The following is a 15,714-nucleotide window of genomic DNA, read 5'->3' as shown; positions in this document are numbered from 1 at the left end:
GTATCCCCACGCAAGGGAACAGTTTCAGACGTTCGGTCTGCATCGATTACCTCCATTACAATGCGGATGGAACACTAAAACGAATTGTAATGACCAGCGAAGGTGTTGAACCCGCTGAATAATATTTCTCAAATCCTCAGTGCTTCCACTAAAAACAGACAGGCCCAATTACGAGCCTGTCTGTTTTCTTTACTTCACCAAAACAAATTATTCCTCCTCACCTTCTTCTTCCATTTTATTAAAATCCATTGAGCCAAGATTGGTGAGTTGATAATCTCCCGGATTAAAATCAATCGATACTTTATCGTTCAATTCAGTTACCTGCATCATACCCGTTTCTCCAGTTTCCTTATCGGTACTCTCACTTTCCATCAACATACCCTTGTACACTCCGTGTGAGTAAAGCCCTGCCTTGAAAATAGCTGAAAAAGTATCATTAGTTTTCCACTCTGCCTCCTCCGTTACCCAAAAGGAGCCTTTTTCTTCTTCTGTATCGAAGACATACTCCTCGCATTTGTAACCGGCAATGTTTTTGGTACGTCCCGTTTTTTTATACTGTGGATTCAAATAATCATCATCCTCTTCGTACTCCTCCACATATTCATCGTCATCCTCAATGCCCTCATCAAAGAATTTTATTCCATAAACAACCCCGGTCTTCTTTCCATCCTCTTCCGACAATATAATGGTAGCTCCATTAGCATAATCCATAATAAAAACTCCTTTTTTTGGTCCTTCACGTTCTGATGGACTCCCAGAAGTAAATTCATAAGCAAAATTCTTTTCTCCGGGAGATAAATAAGTTACCACATCACCTTCATCCTTTACTGTTCCATTGCTTTCCAGATTCTTATAATGCATATTCATTTTTGAGGAGAAATGATACTTGTCGGCAATGGGCACCGGCTCGGACGAAACACCCATTTTTTTCATCAAAGCATTCATCCGCTTCTGATCACGAGCCTCCTTAGTCCCAGATGAAGTCTCTGCTTCGGCTTCATCCTCCTTATTTTCCAGAGAATTCTCCATTTCATCGAAACCTTCATCAATCTTTTCATCCATTTTCTTCTCGGCCCGATCCTCCGCTTTCTGCTCTACCTTTTCTGAAGCTTTTTTAGCTACCCTGTCCAAAAATCCCTGACCAGAAACTGTTGTCGAAAACAAAAAAAACAACAACAAGCAAAACAAATTAATTTTATTCTTCATGACTCTAATATTTAGACATTTAACTTTTGAATATATAGAGCCAATATATCTTTAACCCCTCTCATTGTCAATAAAAAGTTTTTGTAAGTTCATTTTTAATTGACAAGTGACCATCTTTCTTTCATCCCATTCATTGGTTTCCGGTTAATAATTGAGACTGCTTCACTACGTTCGCAATAACCAAACTTTGCGTTTTAATAGAAACACATTATCAACTTTACATCTCTTGAATAGCTTCCCGGGCCGCATTAAGCATCGGCTGCACATCTATCTGACTGCCGACAGCCTCCTGCATCCACTGATTGGGCGTAAGTCGCCCCTGTCGGAATATTCGCAATACCTCGTTGGCAAAATCCCGCTCTGCCAGGTACTGCTCCAGCTGAAACTCAATGATGTTGCCATAGGCATAGGCCGACAAGTAAAGAGGGTAACTAATCATGTGACTGTAAACAGCCAGTATCGGCTCATCTTCCATGCCATAAACAGGTGCGAAATAATCATTCCAGATTTCACGGGCCATTTCAATGGTGGCAGCTTTAAGCTCGGCTGAATTGGCTGAAGGATTATCATACAACCATTTCCACACCCGCATATCAAGTAGCGATACTCCCATTATTTCATAGGTTGACCAAAGCACATCCAGTGTTTTGAGCGCTTCCTGCCCGGAATTTTCCTCAGATATGCCCAGTAACTGTAAGTCACGCTTCTGAAAGATAAAAGCAAGGGCTTCGGTAAATGCAGTATTTGGGACTCCATTCAACATATAGTGGTCAACATTATACAGTGAAATAGTTTGCTCCACATTGTGCCCAAACTCATGGATGGCAATATTATACCCTTTGTAGTCCATTCCATTTTCGGGTACTCTGGTGCGCAAATGCGATTGTTGACCTTTCATGGCAGCTCCCCATGCATGGCCGGAGCCCCTGGCCGGGTCAACGTTGACCTTTTCTGATATAAATTGTGCCTTTTCCTCAGAAAACCCGAGTTTTTCCAACAGGTTAGGTAAGTCAGCATCCAGGGCTGCCGCGTCAGGATACAAACTGCGAGTGCGCTCCGACAAAAAATCTTCATTGATATTACTTCGCGACTTAAACCCATCGTACCAGATATCAAAGGGTTCGAGAGGACGTCCCAGTCGCTGGCTTATCACGTTTCCAACTTCCTTTAGAACATCGGATTCGAGAAACTTCACAAACAACGCCTCCACCTCAGGTTGCGCAATCTCCATCTCTCCTTCGAATTTTCGCCTGATGTAGGTATCCATCGGGGTATATGCATCAATCGCTTTGAGCGCATTAAAATTATTCAAAATTTGCTGATACCTGGTATCGGGCTCACGCTCAAGACTGACCTGATTCCCACCTTTAAAAACTTCATTGGAAAAAGGATTCCACAGATAATCGGAACTATTTATAATGTCGTTGGGGATAGTTTGTGATATGATTCTTTTCATCACCTGATAAATCATTTTTTGCTTTGCCAGTCCCTCTTTCCCGAGCGGATAGTTGGCTTTGAGTTCGTCTCTCAGGTTCCAGTGCGACAAAAGCACCATATCTTCAGGAAAGGGACGGCTGCCTTCTTCATCAACCAAATTTCCTACGTAAATATTGTACCCACTAATATAAACGTCCGAATTGGAACCAACTCTTGAAACTTCCTGCTTCAACCGGGCGGGCACACGAGCAGTAAACACATCGCCCATTCTGGCATAGGCCCATACCAATCGGCTCCAGCTATTTCCGGATTCCTCCTTTTCGGTAAGAGAATAGTAAGGGAAATTTAGCGCCACAGAGAAGGCTATTTTGCTTGAAAACAAATCTTCAAGCATGTGCGCATAAGGATTAAACCCGCCAAAAGCCTCATCAATGGGCTTTATTTCTCCATACTTCAAATGCAAAGGTTCTTGCAACTTAAGTGAAATCTTATTGTAATGGCCATTCAGAATCTCCAGATTCCGGCTGGTTTTCTCAAAGAATATTTCTCGCTCAGCATCATCGGCAATAAAGTTTTCCTTGCAAAAAGCAACAAATTCCTCTTTTGTGCCATCCCCCTCCTGCCATAGCGAAGTAGCATGTTTTACACCCCGCTCAATTCGTTCCTCCAGACCGGGATGTTGACTCTTTAGTTCGCTGACAATAATTTTTTCTGTTGATTCATCGATGAATAAAGCTGATGAACCAGAATCCGGATTGCAAGAGAACACCCCTATGATCAGAATAATAGAAAGTAAATAAATGGTTTTCATAAAATTAGCATAATAAAGTTCAACAAACAATAACACCGACAAACGGGTAAAAATCGCACAATATCTACAAATATATAAATCCGGGACCTATTCTCTGATGATAAATATCTTTAAATCAAAAAAATCCACTGGGTACGCGACAAAAACCAAGGATTTTATCCTTCCTTAATCAATGCGAAGTTTTTTCAATCAATTACTACCCCACTGAAGATTCTATTCTTCGCCCCTCTCACATGCTGAATCGCACGGATAAAACAAAAACCAGTTTCAACAGGGCATTATAATACAGATAATCACCACAATACTGGACTTTATAAAAACTAATTCATAGCTTTACAATACAGATAACAAAGACAAGTTATGCCCAATTTTTATTAACCCTTAAATAAATTGTCATGTTAAAAATGATTCTGTCCGGTGCACTCGGACAAGATGCCGAAATTAAAGAAGTAGGCACAAAGAAAGCCATCAACTTTAATGTTGCTGTCTCAATGGATTACAAAGACCAACAGGGAAACAAAGTTGAACGCACAGAATGGGTGAAAGCCGTTTTATGGAAATATGACGGTCAAAGCACCAAAGTTGCTGAGTTCTTAACCAAGGGAAAGAAAGTCCTTATCGAAGGTGTCCCTTCAAGCGAAGGATACAAAGCAAAGGATGGCGACATAAAATCGTCACTCAGCATCAATGTTAAGGAGCTGGAACTGGTTAAATAACAAAACCCGAAACTTAAAGGCAATTGCATTACATATCTCACAGAAAAGGCTGTCTTCACAAGACGGCCTTTTTTTCTTATGCTTTTCGCAGCCAGATAACCAGCGAAAAAATCAGATACCCCAAAACAGTAAACGCAATTCCTCCAATTCCAAAAACAATAAGGGATACAGCACCAATTAAAAGCAACAGATATCGGGACAGATTCCGCTGAAAATGAAAATCCTTAAACTTCAAAGAGAACATGGGAATCTCACTGACCAATAGAGCAGAGAAAACTCCGATTACCGGAAGAACAAACCAGGGGGTGGCCAACACTTCCCACTCTCCTCCACGTGTATAAATTAAATGAATTAAGGAGACCGAAAACATCCCTGTTGCGGTGGTGGTGAGCCCTAAAAAAGATTCTGTCTGTCGGGTGTCAACGTTGAACTTTGCAAGCCGCAACGCAGAAAAAACAGTTAGTATGAAAGGTATTAGCAAAAGAAATTGTACAGGCATATCCTGATTAAAAAATTGTAACTCCCAGTTGCCGGTATTTCCAAACTGCAATAAACTCATATAAGCAGCAGCAGGTGCAAGACCAAAACTGATTAAGTCAGCCAAAGAATCGAGCTCCTTACCTATATCACTATAAGCCTTCAACATACGCGCAGCAAAGCCATCGGTAAAATCAAAAAAAGCGGCAATTAAGATGCACCAGGCAGTCAGGTCGGGTCTTCCCTGAAAGGCCAGCATCATACCGGTAGCCCCAAAAAACAAATTCAGGCTGGTAAGCGTGTTGGGCACAAACTGAAGAATTCGCATAAAAACTCTTTTTTCTATTGAAAATTAACTGTTCTGCTCCGGCAAAAGTAATTATTTTAACCTTACTATTTCCCGCCATCACCAAACTTCGTTTCTATGAGTTTCCTTAAACAGTATTATTGTTCTCGTCGGATCTCGTTTAACAAACGACCTATTATGATGTCCAACTATCGTAAACATGCCAGCCCCCTCGTTAAATTTACCATGAAAATGGCTCACTATTTCCTACTTCAAAGTTGTATGAAAGTGTATTTCTATTTTAATTCCTAAACATCTCGTGTCAAAAAGTTCACGTAGCTATAACGATGCTCGCTTTTTCTCATTTTGAAAAATTCAAAAATCGGTTTCAACTTATACGTCATCTTATACATGATATTACAGCAGTAACAAAAACTTACAAATAATACAAACCAACCAAAAGCAATGTTATGTTTTATGTAAATTTTTCTGATTCATAAAACCTTATTTTCCCTGAATTGCATATATTTGCATCCTTCCCTGCCATTTTAATTATTTTCTATAAAAAACTATCGTTATGCTGATTAAATGGACAGAGGCCCTTTCAACAGATCATGAACCCCTTGGCCAGGACCATCAAAGATGGGTTGCCATACCTAACGATTTCTATCAGGGATTTATGGGTGAAAAAACCTTCGGGATTTATCGTTGTCATGCTAAACGAAACCAGCAATCACTTTTCCAATGAAGAAAAATACATGAACTACCCCGACTATAACGACCATAAGGAAAAGCACGATCTCTATGTAAATACAATCACCGCTTTTTATGAAAAAGTAAAAAATGAAAAGATATTTTTTTCACTTGTAGTAACGAATTTTCTGAAAACGTGGCTCACCAATCACATAAAGGGAACAGACCAGAATTATGCCAGTTATGCCCATAACATCTAGTTCTGGTAAGAAACAGTAAAAATTCACACCGAAGGACAGGAATAACCTGTCGTATATATTATTGAAACAATCATTTACGATTGTTTCTTTCTAATAAACTTTTTTATTAAAACCGACAAATGAACATTACCTATGCTTAAATGGAGCGAAGATTACATTCTTAACCAACCCGAAATAGACCATGAACATCAAAGCCTTTTCAAGCTACTAAACGATTTTTACCAGGGATTAGCTGACGGAAGTTCAAAAGAAAAACTCGCCAGTTTAATTAAAGGACTTCTGGATTATGCAAAAGTGCATTTTTCCAACGAAGAAGTTTATATGAAATCAATTAATTTTCCTGCATTGGAAAAACACCAACAGGAGCACCGCGCTTTTATTACAAAGGCATCAGAATTTTACGAGAAATACTCCTCCGGGAAAATGCTTCTTTCTATTGAAGTGACAAACTTTATTAAAGACTGGATTACAAACCACATTAAAACAGAGGATAAACAATATGCAAGGCATGCCGGGCTATAACCAGAAGATTGCGCTGCAAACGATACCTTTTATTACAATGTTCCTGGATTTCTTACGTAGAAAATATCTCTTGAAGAAATAACCTGAACTATTAAAGATAAAATCTTTCCCGGAAAAATTTGATTTTATCTCAAAAGCGCCTATTTTTGCATCAGATTATTATCAAAAACCGACAAAAAACATGATTTTTTCAGTACATCATCATGCTCATCATCATTTCTACCTCACATAGCGAGGGTGGGCTGGTTGTACTATGCAATAATATAACTAAAGAAAGGCTTACCTCGTTGGGTAAGCCTTTTTTATTGCCCGACGGGGATAAGCTGAAAAACTAAAAACATACAATATAATGGAAACAAGACTCAGAATTGCATTACAAAAAAAAGGACGTTTATTTGAAGACAGCCGTGACCTGCTGAAAGAAGCGGGCATTAAATTCAACCTGGGAAACGGACGGTTGGTCGCATCAGCCACTAAATTTCCCATGGAAGTTCTTTTCCTACGCGACGATGACATTCCACAAACAGTAGCCGACGGGGTGGCAGACATTGGAATAGTGGGACAAAACGAATTGCTGGAAAAAGGCTTCAACCTAACCACGGAAAAAGAACTGGGATTCAGTAAATGCAGGTTATCCCTGGCCATTCCCAAAGAATTAGAATACACAGACCTTTCCTGGTTCGAAAACAAAAAGATTGCCACTTCCTATCCCGAAATTCTCAAAAAGTTTTTTAGGGAGAAAAACATCAATGCCGAAATTCATGAAATTGCCGGCTCAGTAGAAATAGCGCCGGGAATTGGCCTCGCCGATGCCATTTTTGACATCGTGAGCTCAGGAAGTACGCTTGTAGCCAATCACCTCAAAGAAGTGGAGAAAGTCATGGACTCCCAGGCCGTTTTAGTATCAACCGGGAATCTATCACCTGAGAAAAAGAGCATTCTGGAGCAAATGATTTTCCGAATCAACGCGGTAATGGCATCCAACAGCAATAAGTACATTCTTTTGAACGCCCCCAATGACAACCTGAACCAAATCATTGAAATACTGCCGGGAATGAAAAGTCCCACAGTACTACCTCTGGCTCAGGAAGGCTGGAGCAGTGTGCATTCAGTAATTAAAGAAGACCATTTCTGGGATGTAATCGGTCAGCTTAAAGAAAATGGCGCGCAGGGAATCCTGATTATACCCATCGAAAAAATGATATTGTAAATCTTGAGCCAGGTCAGAAAGCATTTCTATTGCCAAACTCATTCTTAATTTTCCAGCACTATGGAAGTTTTCAAATATCCGGCCCGGGAACAGTGGAATACACTAATTAGAAGGGGTGTCAGGAATCAACAGGACGTATTGGAAAAAGTACGACCAATACTTGTGGCTGTCAGAAAGAACAAAGATAAGGCTCTGAAAGAGTTTACCTCCCGCTTTGACGGCGTGGAAATAAAAACTTTCCGGGTGACAGAAGAGGAAGTTCGTCAGGGGTGCCTGAATGTAAAGAGCAATCTGAAAGGAGCAATCAATGAAGCTGTTCTTAACATCCGCAAATTCCACGAGAGCCAGAAACAGCCTGTAAAGAAGGTAGAAACCTCTTCGGGAGTGGTTTGCTGGCAACGCAACACCCCCATCGAGAAAGTAGGGCTTTACATTCCCGGCGGTTCGGCTCCGCTGTTCTCCACAGTTCTAATGCTTGCCATTCCCGCTGCCATAGCTGGCTGCAAGGAAGTAGTACTGTGTTCGCCTCCCGACAAAAGCGGGAATATTCATCCGGCTATTCTTTTTGCAGCACACCTGACAGGAGTAACGAAGATCTACAAAGTGGGCGGAGCGCAAGCCATTGCCGCGATGGCTTATGGTACTGAAAGCATTCCGGCTGTTGACAAGATTTTCGGACCGGGGAACAGCTTCGTCACAGCAGCAAAACAGCTAATTACCCTCGACGGGGTGGCCATTGATTTGCCTGCAGGCCCATCGGAAGTGGAAGTAATGGCCGACGACAGTGCCAATGCAGCCTTTGTTGCTTCAGACCTGCTTTCTCAGGCAGAACACGGGCCCGATAGTCAGGCAATTCTGGTTACCAACTCAGAAAGTCTGATTGATGCTGTAAAAAAGGAGATAGCGCAGCAGTTACACCTGCTTCCCCGTGCCGAAACCACCAGAAAAGCTCTGGAAAACAGTCGAATGATATTGCTCAAAAACATTGATGAGATGTTGGAGTATACCAACCTCTACGCCCCAGAGCACCTGATACTTTCGATTCGGGATTATGAAACAGTGGCAGAGAAAATAAATAATGCAGGTTCTGTTTTCCTTGGCAATTACACCCCCGAAAGTGCCGGAGACTATGCCTCGGGAACCAACCACACTTTGCCAACTTACGGTTATGCACGTGCCTACAGCGGTGTGAATCTGGACAGCTTCTGCAAGAAAATTACTTTCCAGGAGATTTCGAAAAAAGGCCTCCAAAAACTAGGACCGGTAATTGAAACCATGGCTGCAGCCGAACACCTGGACGCACATAAAATGGCTGTCTCACTAAGGCTGAGCAGCTTAGAGTAAACCCCATCATCAGAAAACAAACCTAAACAAGTTTAGCCTAAAAGCCATGAAGCCATTTAACGAGTTATTACGCCCAAATATCCGTAACTTAAAGCCCTACTCCTCAGCACGTGATGAGTACAGCGGCGCGGCAGCAGTATTTCTTGATGCCAATGAGAACCCATTCAACGCACCCTATAACAGATACCCGGATCCTTATCAGCGTGAATTGAAAAAGAGAATTGCTGAAATAAAAAAAGTGGCCGCTGAAAACATCTTTCTGGGAAACGGGAGCGATGAAGCCATTGATATTGTTATCAGAGCCTTTTGCGAGCCGGGAACCGATAATGTTGTTTCCATTGCCCCGACGTATGGAATGTATCAGGTAGCTGCTGACATTAATAACATCAAGGTTACAAAAGTACTTCTGACAGACGACTTTGAACTAGACACCGACTCTCTTCTTGGTGCAACCGATGAGCATACAAAAATCATTTTCCTATGCTCCCCGAACAATCCCACAGGCAACTGTTTCCGACAGGAGGATATAAAAAAAGTACTGGATGGTTTTGAGGGGATTGTTGTGCTGGATGAAGCTTATATTGACTTCGCCCCCGAAAAAAGCTGGCTGAAAAAGCTTACGCAATATCCCAATCTGGTCGTTTTGCAAACTTTCTCCAAAGCATGGGGAATGGCAGGCATTCGATTGGGAATGGCATTTGCACAGAGCAACATAATAAACGTGTTTAGCAAAATTAAATATCCATACAACGTAAATGTTCTTACCCAGCAAAAAGCCCTGGAGTTGCTTAAGGAAAATGATAAAATGCAACAATGGGTTCACGAGCTTCTTGAAGAAAGAACCAGGTTGATAGAGAATCTCAAAACCAAAGATTTTGTACAGAAGGTTTTTCCCACAGATGCCAACTTTGTTTTATTGAAGACTCCTGAACCAAAGAAAATTTATAATTATCTTGTGAACAGGAAAATCATCATTCGTGACCGTTCCAATGTAGCCCTTTGTGAAGGTTGCCTTCGCATAACGGTTGGCACCCCGGAAGAAAACCGGGAATTAATTGACGCGCTGGCTGAATTGTAAGTCGTTAGCCTTCAGAACAGGTTCACCATGATTTCCTTTATCATTTCCCGGGAAACGTTTAAACACCTTATCATGCGCATTTTTTTTACAGCTCTATTAATTGCAACCGGCATGCTGAATACCATGGCACAGGATGAAATTATCCCGCTTTACCAAAGCACCCCTCCCGGAAACAAAACACCCGGCATCCAGGAAGAGTGGACTACCTCTGCAAGTGGTTCGGCAATTGTTAGCAAAGTGACAAATCCGGAACTTTGGTTTTACAACTCGGAATCAGATGCTCCGAAACCTGCTATCATCATTTGTCCGGGAGGTGGATATCGCTATCAGGCTTATGAACATGAAGGAAAACAAGTGGCCCAATGGCTTTCACAAATAGGATATCAGGCTTTCGTATTAAAATACAGACTCCCCGACGAAGCGCTTTTTGAAAACCCCTCCACCATTCCCCTTACTGATGCCAGAAAGGCCATTTCTACGGTTCGCAAAAATGCAGCACAGCTGAATGTTGATTCGGACAAAATTGGAATCATGGGATTCTCGGCAGGAGGCCATCTGGCAGCATCGGCCTCCACCCTTTTCAATCATGACTTTCCTTTCAGCAAAGCATGTTTGTCGGCAAAACCCGATTTTTCCATTTTAATTTATCCGGTAATATCCATGACCTACAAGCTGACGCATGAAGGGTCTAGAGAAGCACTACTGGGTACGCATCCCGAAAGCAATCAAATCGAACTCTTCTCGCTCGAAAAACAAATAGATGCAAAAACCCCTCAAACCTTCATTCTTCATGCAATTGACGACCGCTCCGTTCCTGCTGAAAACACCACGGAATACGCAAAAGCTCTGCGCAACAACAACATTCAGGTACATGAGGTGATTCTTCCGGAAGGAGGACATGGATTTGGATTCAGAAAAGAGAGTCCGGCTTTTGAATGGACGTTACATCTCAAAAAATGGTTAGAAAAACTTTGAGCGAATTCAACTATGATTTCCCAACCTTTGTTAAAATGAATAAACAACAAAACAATGAGCAATAAGCCAGTTTTAAAAAAAGTATTATTCATCGATCGCGATGGAACCATCATAAAAGAACCGCCCACCGACTATCAGGTAGACAGTCTCCAGAAACTGGATTTTTTCCCGGGTGCGATCACCAATCTGGCCCGGATTGTCAATAACCTGGACTTCGAATTGGTGATGGTAACCAATCAGGATGGTCTGGGAACCGGTTCATTCCCTGAAGAAACTTTCTGGCCGGCTCAAAACAAGATGCTTGATACCCTGAAAGGAGAAAAAATAGAATTTGCAAAAATTCACATCGACCGTTCTTTCCCCGAAGACAATGCACCTACACGAAAGCCGGGAACGGCTATGTTGACAGAATACATGAACGGCGCGTACGACATGCAGAATTCATTTGTCATTGGAGACCGCATAACAGATATTGAGTTGGCAAGAAATCTGGGCTGCCGTGGAATCTTTTTGAAAACGGAGGAAGAGGCCTATCCGGAGCTAAACCAAAAAAATCTTAAAGATACTTGTGCTTTGTGTTCGGAAAACTGGGACGAAATTGCCAACTACCTTTTCGTTCAGGAGCGCACAGCTACCGTTGAAAGAAACACCTCTGAAACAAAAATTAGAATTGACCTGAATCTTGACGGCACCGGAAAGTGCGCTATACACACCGGACTCTCTTTTTTCGACCACATGCTGGAACAAATCGGACGACATTCGGGCTGCGACCTCAACATCAGCGTGAATGGAGATTTACATGTGGATGAACACCACACCATCGAAGATACCGCCCTGGCGCTGGGGGAAGCGTTCAGAAAAGCCCTGGGCGACAAAAGGGGTATCGAGAGGTATGGCTTTTCTCTGCCCATGGATGATTGCATGGCACACGTGGCGCTGGATTTTGGAGGACGCCCCTGGCTGGTATGGAAAGCAAAATTTAAAAGAGAGAAAGTAGGCGATTTACCGACCGAAATGTTTATACATTTCTTCAAAAGCTTCTCTGACGCAGCAGCCGCAAACCTTTACATCCGCGCCAAAGGCTCCAATGAACACCATAAAATCGAAGCCATTTTCAAAGGACTCGCCCGGGCTCTGAAGGCTGCCATCAGGAAAGATTACCTCAACAACCAGCTACCCAGCACAAAGGGGAGTCTTTGATACTAATAAATTTGTCGTTGGTAAAAATACAGAAATCGCCTGAAGTTTGAATATATGTAAAAAACGCTTGGAGTTTGGAGCATGGGGCATGGAGCCTGAAACGATTGAGTTACTCATCAAACCATCACTTCATTGGCTAAAAGCGGGGCAAAAGGTCTGAAAGCAATTACGCAGGGTGCAACCCGGTGATGCCAATAAACAAAAAAAATCAGAAACCTGAATATTCAACCCAGCTCTTGACAAATCCTGAAGTGGGTTTTATTTTAAGAGATTATGCTATTAAACGACAATATTATGAAAGCATTCAACGAAAAAGGTCAATCATCCGCTTCTTTTTTTCTACTGACCATTTCAGCTGGAGTCCTGCTCGCTCTTTGTGTGAATTCATGCAAGACCACAAAAAAAACGGAAGTTACCAATCAAAAAATTGAGCTAATCAAAGAGGATTCCACAGCAAAAGAAGACTCCACCGAATATGAACTCATCATAATGGATTCCAGGTTTGAATCCTGGCTTGCCACCCAACCACCTGCCAACTATTACTCTCAGCAATATTACGAAAGCTGGAACCACCGTTATGTCACAGAGTGGAACAATCGGCACAACAACCCTTTGCGCTATGACGGTTTTTACGAAACGCACATTGACTATGATCCGAATACAGACTACGGATTAGAACTCAACTATAAACTATATTATTACTTCCGGTTTATTGAAAAAGAGTATGGTATTGTCCTTGTCCCTAGAGGTAGATAATCTGAGTCTGTCAATAAAATGTCCCTTGCCTGGTTACGCTTTTAGAATTGCCCGTTGACGGTCAACACAAAAAAACCTTTTTAAAGTCTCTAAATATTAACTAAATTTGGATGTTTGAGAACTTAAAAATTGAGTCTGTTCCGAAAAGAGGTATTTTTGTCAAGAGTATAGCGCAGAAAATTTTTAATCCGGATTTAACTAATTGTCAATAAGGATTTAAAAATTTACAGCAACGAATATTGGCAACAAAGAACATTTTGGGAGTGGGTTCATGGTTCCATTCCGAATAATTCACAGAAAACAACTAATTGTTCAACCTAAACCCATAAGCGTATGGCGTTTCTTGAAGCCAGTGGCATCGTAAAACGATTTGCCAATCACCTGGCCCTTAACGATGTAAATATTTCGGTTCCCGACAACAGCATCTATGGCTTGCTGGGCCCAAACGGGGCCGGGAAAACCACCTTAATCCGTATAATAAACAAGATTACCGGCCCTGACGAGGGAACCCTCTTACTTGACGGCAGACCCATCCGTAGCTCTGACATCATGAAAATAGGCTATCTGCCGGAGGAACGCGGTCTGTACAAGAAAATGAAAGTTGGCGAACAGGCTGTCTATCTGGCCCGATTGAAAGGTCTGTCCAGAAACGATGCTCTCAAACGCCTCAAATACTGGTTCGAAAAATTTGAAATACAAGGCTGGTGGGACAAGAAAGTAGAAGAGCTGTCCAAGGGAATGGCCCAAAAAGTTCAGTTTATTGTAACCATTCTTCACGAGCCACAACTGCTGATTTTCGACGAACCCTTCAGTGGGTTCGACCCCGTTAATGCGACTCTCCTGAAAGAGGAAATTCTGGAACTCAAGAAAAAAGGCGCCACCATCATTTTTTCCACCCACAACATGTCATCGGTTGAAGAGCTGTGCGACCACATCTCCCTCATAAACCATGGAAAAGCAATGATAGAAGGGGCAACTGAAAAAATTCGCAGAAGTTATCGCCAAAACCTGGTTCACATTGACTTTTCGGAGCAACCTGAAGAAGTTGAAAACATTCTGAAAAGCAACTTTGAATTGCGAAGCCTGAAATCAATCAACAATCATTTTGAGGCTCAGGTAAAAATGAATGAGGGCCAGTCGCTGAATCAGGTTCTTTCCAGTATCATGAACCATTGTACTATTCATAGCTGCCAGGAACTGCTTCCCAGCATGAATGAAGTGTTTATTCAGGTAGTAAATCAGAAGGAACAACCCTCCCAAAACCAGAAATCATGAGCAAGATAACATTGATAATAGAACGGGAATACCTTTCCCGCGTTCGCAAAAAGAGCTTTATCGTCATGTCCATTCTGGGCCCCATTTTATTTGCGGCGCTGATGGTTATTCCGGCATGGTTGGCCAGCATGGAAGATGACGAAGTCAAAACCATTGCGGTAATTGACCATACCAATCTGTACTCGGGTCAGATTGAGGACACCGAACTACTTAAATTTAAATTTCTACAAGAAGATGCTGAAGAGACGGTAAGAAACGAATTCAAAGAATCCGGTTACTATGCTTACCTTGTGATACAGGACAACCTGCTGGAAAAACCAGATGCAATTAAATTGTATTCCGACTCTCAAATTACCATGGATGCAAAAGGATATGTCCAGCGCAGCCTGAGGGAGCACCTCAAAAGTCAAAAATTGCAGTCCTATGAAGTAGATGGGTTAGAAAGCATTGTTTCAGATCTGAATCAGATTGACATTAATATTTCCACAGTAAAAATTGGGGACGACGGCAGTGAAAATCAAAGTTCTGCCGAACTGACCATGTTTGTCAGTATGGCCTTTGCCTTTCTGTCGTATATGTTCATCTTTATTTACGGCACCCAGGTGATGCGGGGAGTAATGGAAGAGAAGACTTCGCGAATTGTTGAAGTCATCATTTCCTCTGTTAAGCCATTTCAACTGATGATGGGAAAAATTCTGGGCATTGCAATGGTGGCTCTCACCCAGATTTTATTGTGGGCGGTACTTACCGTTTTGATTGTCACCGGAGTGAAGACTGCATTTTTCCCCGATTCGGAGATGCCTACCGGAGCCCAGACACAGATAGAGATGATGCAGGGACAAAATCCTGAAGCAGCTGAACAAATCGCTTCCATGGAAGAAGGATTTAATTTCAACAGCATTCTGGAAATGGTTAATAGTCTTGAGCCGTTGAAAACCCTGTTATTGTTCATTTTCTACTTCTTTGGCGGATACCTGCTTTACTCGGCATTGTTTGCAGCCATCGGAGGAGCCATCGACCACGAAAGCGACCAGCAACAATTTATGCTTCCGGTCACTATTCCCATCATCATATCACTTTATGTGGCCATGATGACCTTCCGCAACCCCGGAAGTGATGTGGCCTTTTGGTTCAGCATGATTCCCTTTACCTCGCCCATTGTCATGATGGCCCGCATTCCGTTTGATGTCCCGCTTTGGCAGCTAATGTTGTCCATGGCACTGTTGGTAGGAGGTTTCCTCTTCACCACCTGGTTTGCAGGGAAAATCTATCGCATAGGAATTCTCATGTACGGTAAAAAAGTGGATTACAAGGAATTGTGGAAATGGTTCCGCTATTCGGGAGATTGAAAAATCTACAGAAACAAAAACGGGGCTTCATTTTTTAAAGCCCCGTTTTTGTTTTATAAAAAAATTACACTACTGTCCGACAAAAAAAGCGTTTAACTTTTTGCGCTCAAGCCGCGCGG

14 protein-coding genes are annotated in these 15,714 nt (G+C 42.1%); 11 read left to right on the top strand and 3 right to left on the bottom strand.

The window, feature by feature from the left end; genetic code table 11:
* Positions 1-207: 207 nt before the first annotated feature.
* Both QZZ43_RS08615 and QZZ43_RS08610 read right to left on the bottom strand, forming a co-directional pair.
* Positions 208-1,206: a hypothetical protein gene (locus tag QZZ43_RS08615; RefSeq protein WP_291857954.1), complete on the bottom strand. Its 999-nt coding sequence runs from the start codon at positions 1,204-1,206 to the stop codon at positions 208-210.
* Positions 1,207-1,423: 217 nt separating this feature from the next.
* On the bottom strand, positions 1,424-3,454 hold the full coding sequence (locus QZZ43_RS08610; RefSeq protein ID WP_291857953.1) for a hypothetical protein: 2,031 nt from the start codon (positions 3,452-3,454) through the stop codon (positions 1,424-1,426).
* Between the two features lie 395 nt (positions 3,455-3,849).
* On the opposite strand from QZZ43_RS08610, the gene QZZ43_RS08605 reads away from it, so the two are divergent.
* Positions 3,850-4,170 carry a single-stranded DNA-binding protein gene (locus QZZ43_RS08605; protein WP_291857952.1) on the top strand — a complete coding sequence of 107 codons (321 nt, stop codon included), beginning with the start codon at positions 3,850-3,852 and terminating at the stop codon, positions 4,168-4,170.
* 76 nt (positions 4,171-4,246) lie between these two features.
* Here the strand turns inward: QZZ43_RS08605 and QZZ43_RS08600 are convergent, their stop codons facing one another.
* Complete coding sequence (locus tag QZZ43_RS08600) at positions 4,247-4,975, bottom strand: CDP-alcohol phosphatidyltransferase family protein (protein ID WP_291857950.1); 729 nt, start codon at positions 4,973-4,975, stop codon at positions 4,247-4,249.
* Between the two features lie 581 nt (positions 4,976-5,556).
* On the opposite strand from QZZ43_RS08600, the gene QZZ43_RS08595 reads away from it, so the two are divergent.
* From QZZ43_RS08595 to QZZ43_RS08550, 10 genes are all read left to right on the top strand, one after another.
* Positions 5,557-5,886 (top strand): hemerythrin domain-containing protein, encoded by a 330-nt coding sequence (locus QZZ43_RS08595; protein WP_291857947.1) that lies wholly within the window; start codon positions 5,557-5,559, stop codon positions 5,884-5,886.
* Positions 5,887-6,018: 132 nt separating this feature from the next.
* Positions 6,019-6,408 (top strand): bacteriohemerythrin, encoded by a 390-nt coding sequence (locus QZZ43_RS08590; RefSeq protein ID WP_291857945.1) that lies wholly within the window; start codon positions 6,019-6,021, stop codon positions 6,406-6,408.
* 349 nt (positions 6,409-6,757) lie between these two features.
* Positions 6,758-7,618 (top strand): ATP phosphoribosyltransferase, encoded by an 861-nt coding sequence (gene hisG / locus QZZ43_RS08585; protein WP_291857944.1) that lies wholly within the window; start codon positions 6,758-6,760, stop codon positions 7,616-7,618.
* A 60-nt stretch (positions 7,619-7,678) separates the two neighbouring features.
* Positions 7,679-8,962 carry a histidinol dehydrogenase gene (hisD, locus tag QZZ43_RS08580; protein ID WP_291857943.1) on the top strand — a complete coding sequence of 428 codons (1,284 nt, stop codon included), beginning with the start codon at positions 7,679-7,681 and terminating at the stop codon, positions 8,960-8,962.
* A gap of 46 nt (positions 8,963-9,008) precedes the next feature.
* Positions 9,009-10,040: a histidinol-phosphate transaminase gene (hisC, locus tag QZZ43_RS08575; protein ID WP_291857941.1), complete on the top strand. Its 1,032-nt coding sequence runs from the start codon at positions 9,009-9,011 to the stop codon at positions 10,038-10,040.
* Positions 10,041-10,112: 72 nt separating this feature from the next.
* Positions 10,113-11,015, top strand: coding sequence for an alpha/beta hydrolase (locus tag QZZ43_RS08570; protein WP_291857940.1), 903 nt, complete (start codon positions 10,113-10,115; stop codon positions 11,013-11,015).
* A 54-nt stretch (positions 11,016-11,069) separates the two neighbouring features.
* Entirely contained in the window at positions 11,070-12,215 is a 1,146-nt protein-coding gene (gene hisB / locus QZZ43_RS08565; RefSeq protein ID WP_291857939.1) for a bifunctional histidinol-phosphatase/imidazoleglycerol-phosphate dehydratase HisB, read from the top strand.
* Between the two features lie 294 nt (positions 12,216-12,509).
* The gene (locus QZZ43_RS08560) at positions 12,510-12,971 is read left to right on the top strand and encodes a DUF6146 family protein (RefSeq protein WP_291857938.1); all 462 of its coding nucleotides are present in this window, start codon (positions 12,510-12,512) and stop codon (positions 12,969-12,971) included.
* Positions 12,972-13,304: 333 nt separating this feature from the next.
* Positions 13,305-14,246 carry an ABC transporter ATP-binding protein gene (locus QZZ43_RS08555; protein WP_291857937.1) on the top strand — a complete coding sequence of 314 codons (942 nt, stop codon included), beginning with the start codon at positions 13,305-13,307 and terminating at the stop codon, positions 14,244-14,246.
* Positions 14,243-15,595 (top strand): ABC transporter permease, encoded by a 1,353-nt coding sequence (locus QZZ43_RS08550; protein WP_291857936.1) that lies wholly within the window; start codon positions 14,243-14,245, stop codon positions 15,593-15,595. The genes QZZ43_RS08555 and QZZ43_RS08550 overlap by 4 nt, the downstream gene beginning before the upstream one ends.
* Positions 15,596-15,714: the final 119 nt, after the last annotated feature.

This window comes from Marinilabilia sp., from assembly GCF_016278715.1.
Taxonomy (GTDB): domain Bacteria; phylum Bacteroidota; class Bacteroidia; order Bacteroidales; family Marinilabiliaceae; genus Marinilabilia.
The sequence above is the reverse complement of the archived record's forward strand: the minus strand, read 5'-3'. Positions and strand labels throughout refer to the sequence as shown.

Bases quoted from the DNA above. Each gene is read 5' to 3' on its own strand.
- QZZ43_RS08615 (WP_291857954.1), bottom strand. From the start codon at position 1,206: ATGAAGAATAAAATTAATTTGTTTTGCTTGTTGTTGTTTTTTTTGTTT.
- QZZ43_RS08610 (WP_291857953.1), bottom strand. From the start codon at position 3,454: ATGAAAACCATTTATTTACTTTCTATTATTCTGATCATAGGGGTGTTC.
- QZZ43_RS08605 (WP_291857952.1), top strand. From the start codon at position 3,850: ATGTTAAAAATGATTCTGTCCGGTGCACTCGGACAAGATGCCGAAATT.
- QZZ43_RS08600 (WP_291857950.1), bottom strand. From the start codon at position 4,975: ATGCGAATTCTTCAGTTTGTGCCCAACACGCTTACCAGCCTGAATTTG.
- QZZ43_RS08590 (WP_291857945.1), top strand. From the start codon at position 6,019: ATGCTTAAATGGAGCGAAGATTACATTCTTAACCAACCCGAAATAGAC.
- hisG (WP_291857944.1), top strand. From the start codon at position 6,758: ATGGAAACAAGACTCAGAATTGCATTACAAAAAAAAGGACGTTTATTT.
- hisD (WP_291857943.1), top strand. From the start codon at position 7,679: ATGGAAGTTTTCAAATATCCGGCCCGGGAACAGTGGAATACACTAATT.
- hisC (WP_291857941.1), top strand. From the start codon at position 9,009: ATGAAGCCATTTAACGAGTTATTACGCCCAAATATCCGTAACTTAAAG.
- QZZ43_RS08570 (WP_291857940.1), top strand. From the start codon at position 10,113: ATGCGCATTTTTTTTACAGCTCTATTAATTGCAACCGGCATGCTGAAT.
- hisB (WP_291857939.1), top strand. From the start codon at position 11,070: ATGAGCAATAAGCCAGTTTTAAAAAAAGTATTATTCATCGATCGCGAT.
- QZZ43_RS08560 (WP_291857938.1), top strand. From the start codon at position 12,510: ATGAAAGCATTCAACGAAAAAGGTCAATCATCCGCTTCTTTTTTTCTA.
- QZZ43_RS08555 (WP_291857937.1), top strand. From the start codon at position 13,305: ATGGCGTTTCTTGAAGCCAGTGGCATCGTAAAACGATTTGCCAATCAC.
- QZZ43_RS08550 (WP_291857936.1), top strand. From the start codon at position 14,243: ATGAGCAAGATAACATTGATAATAGAACGGGAATACCTTTCCCGCGTT.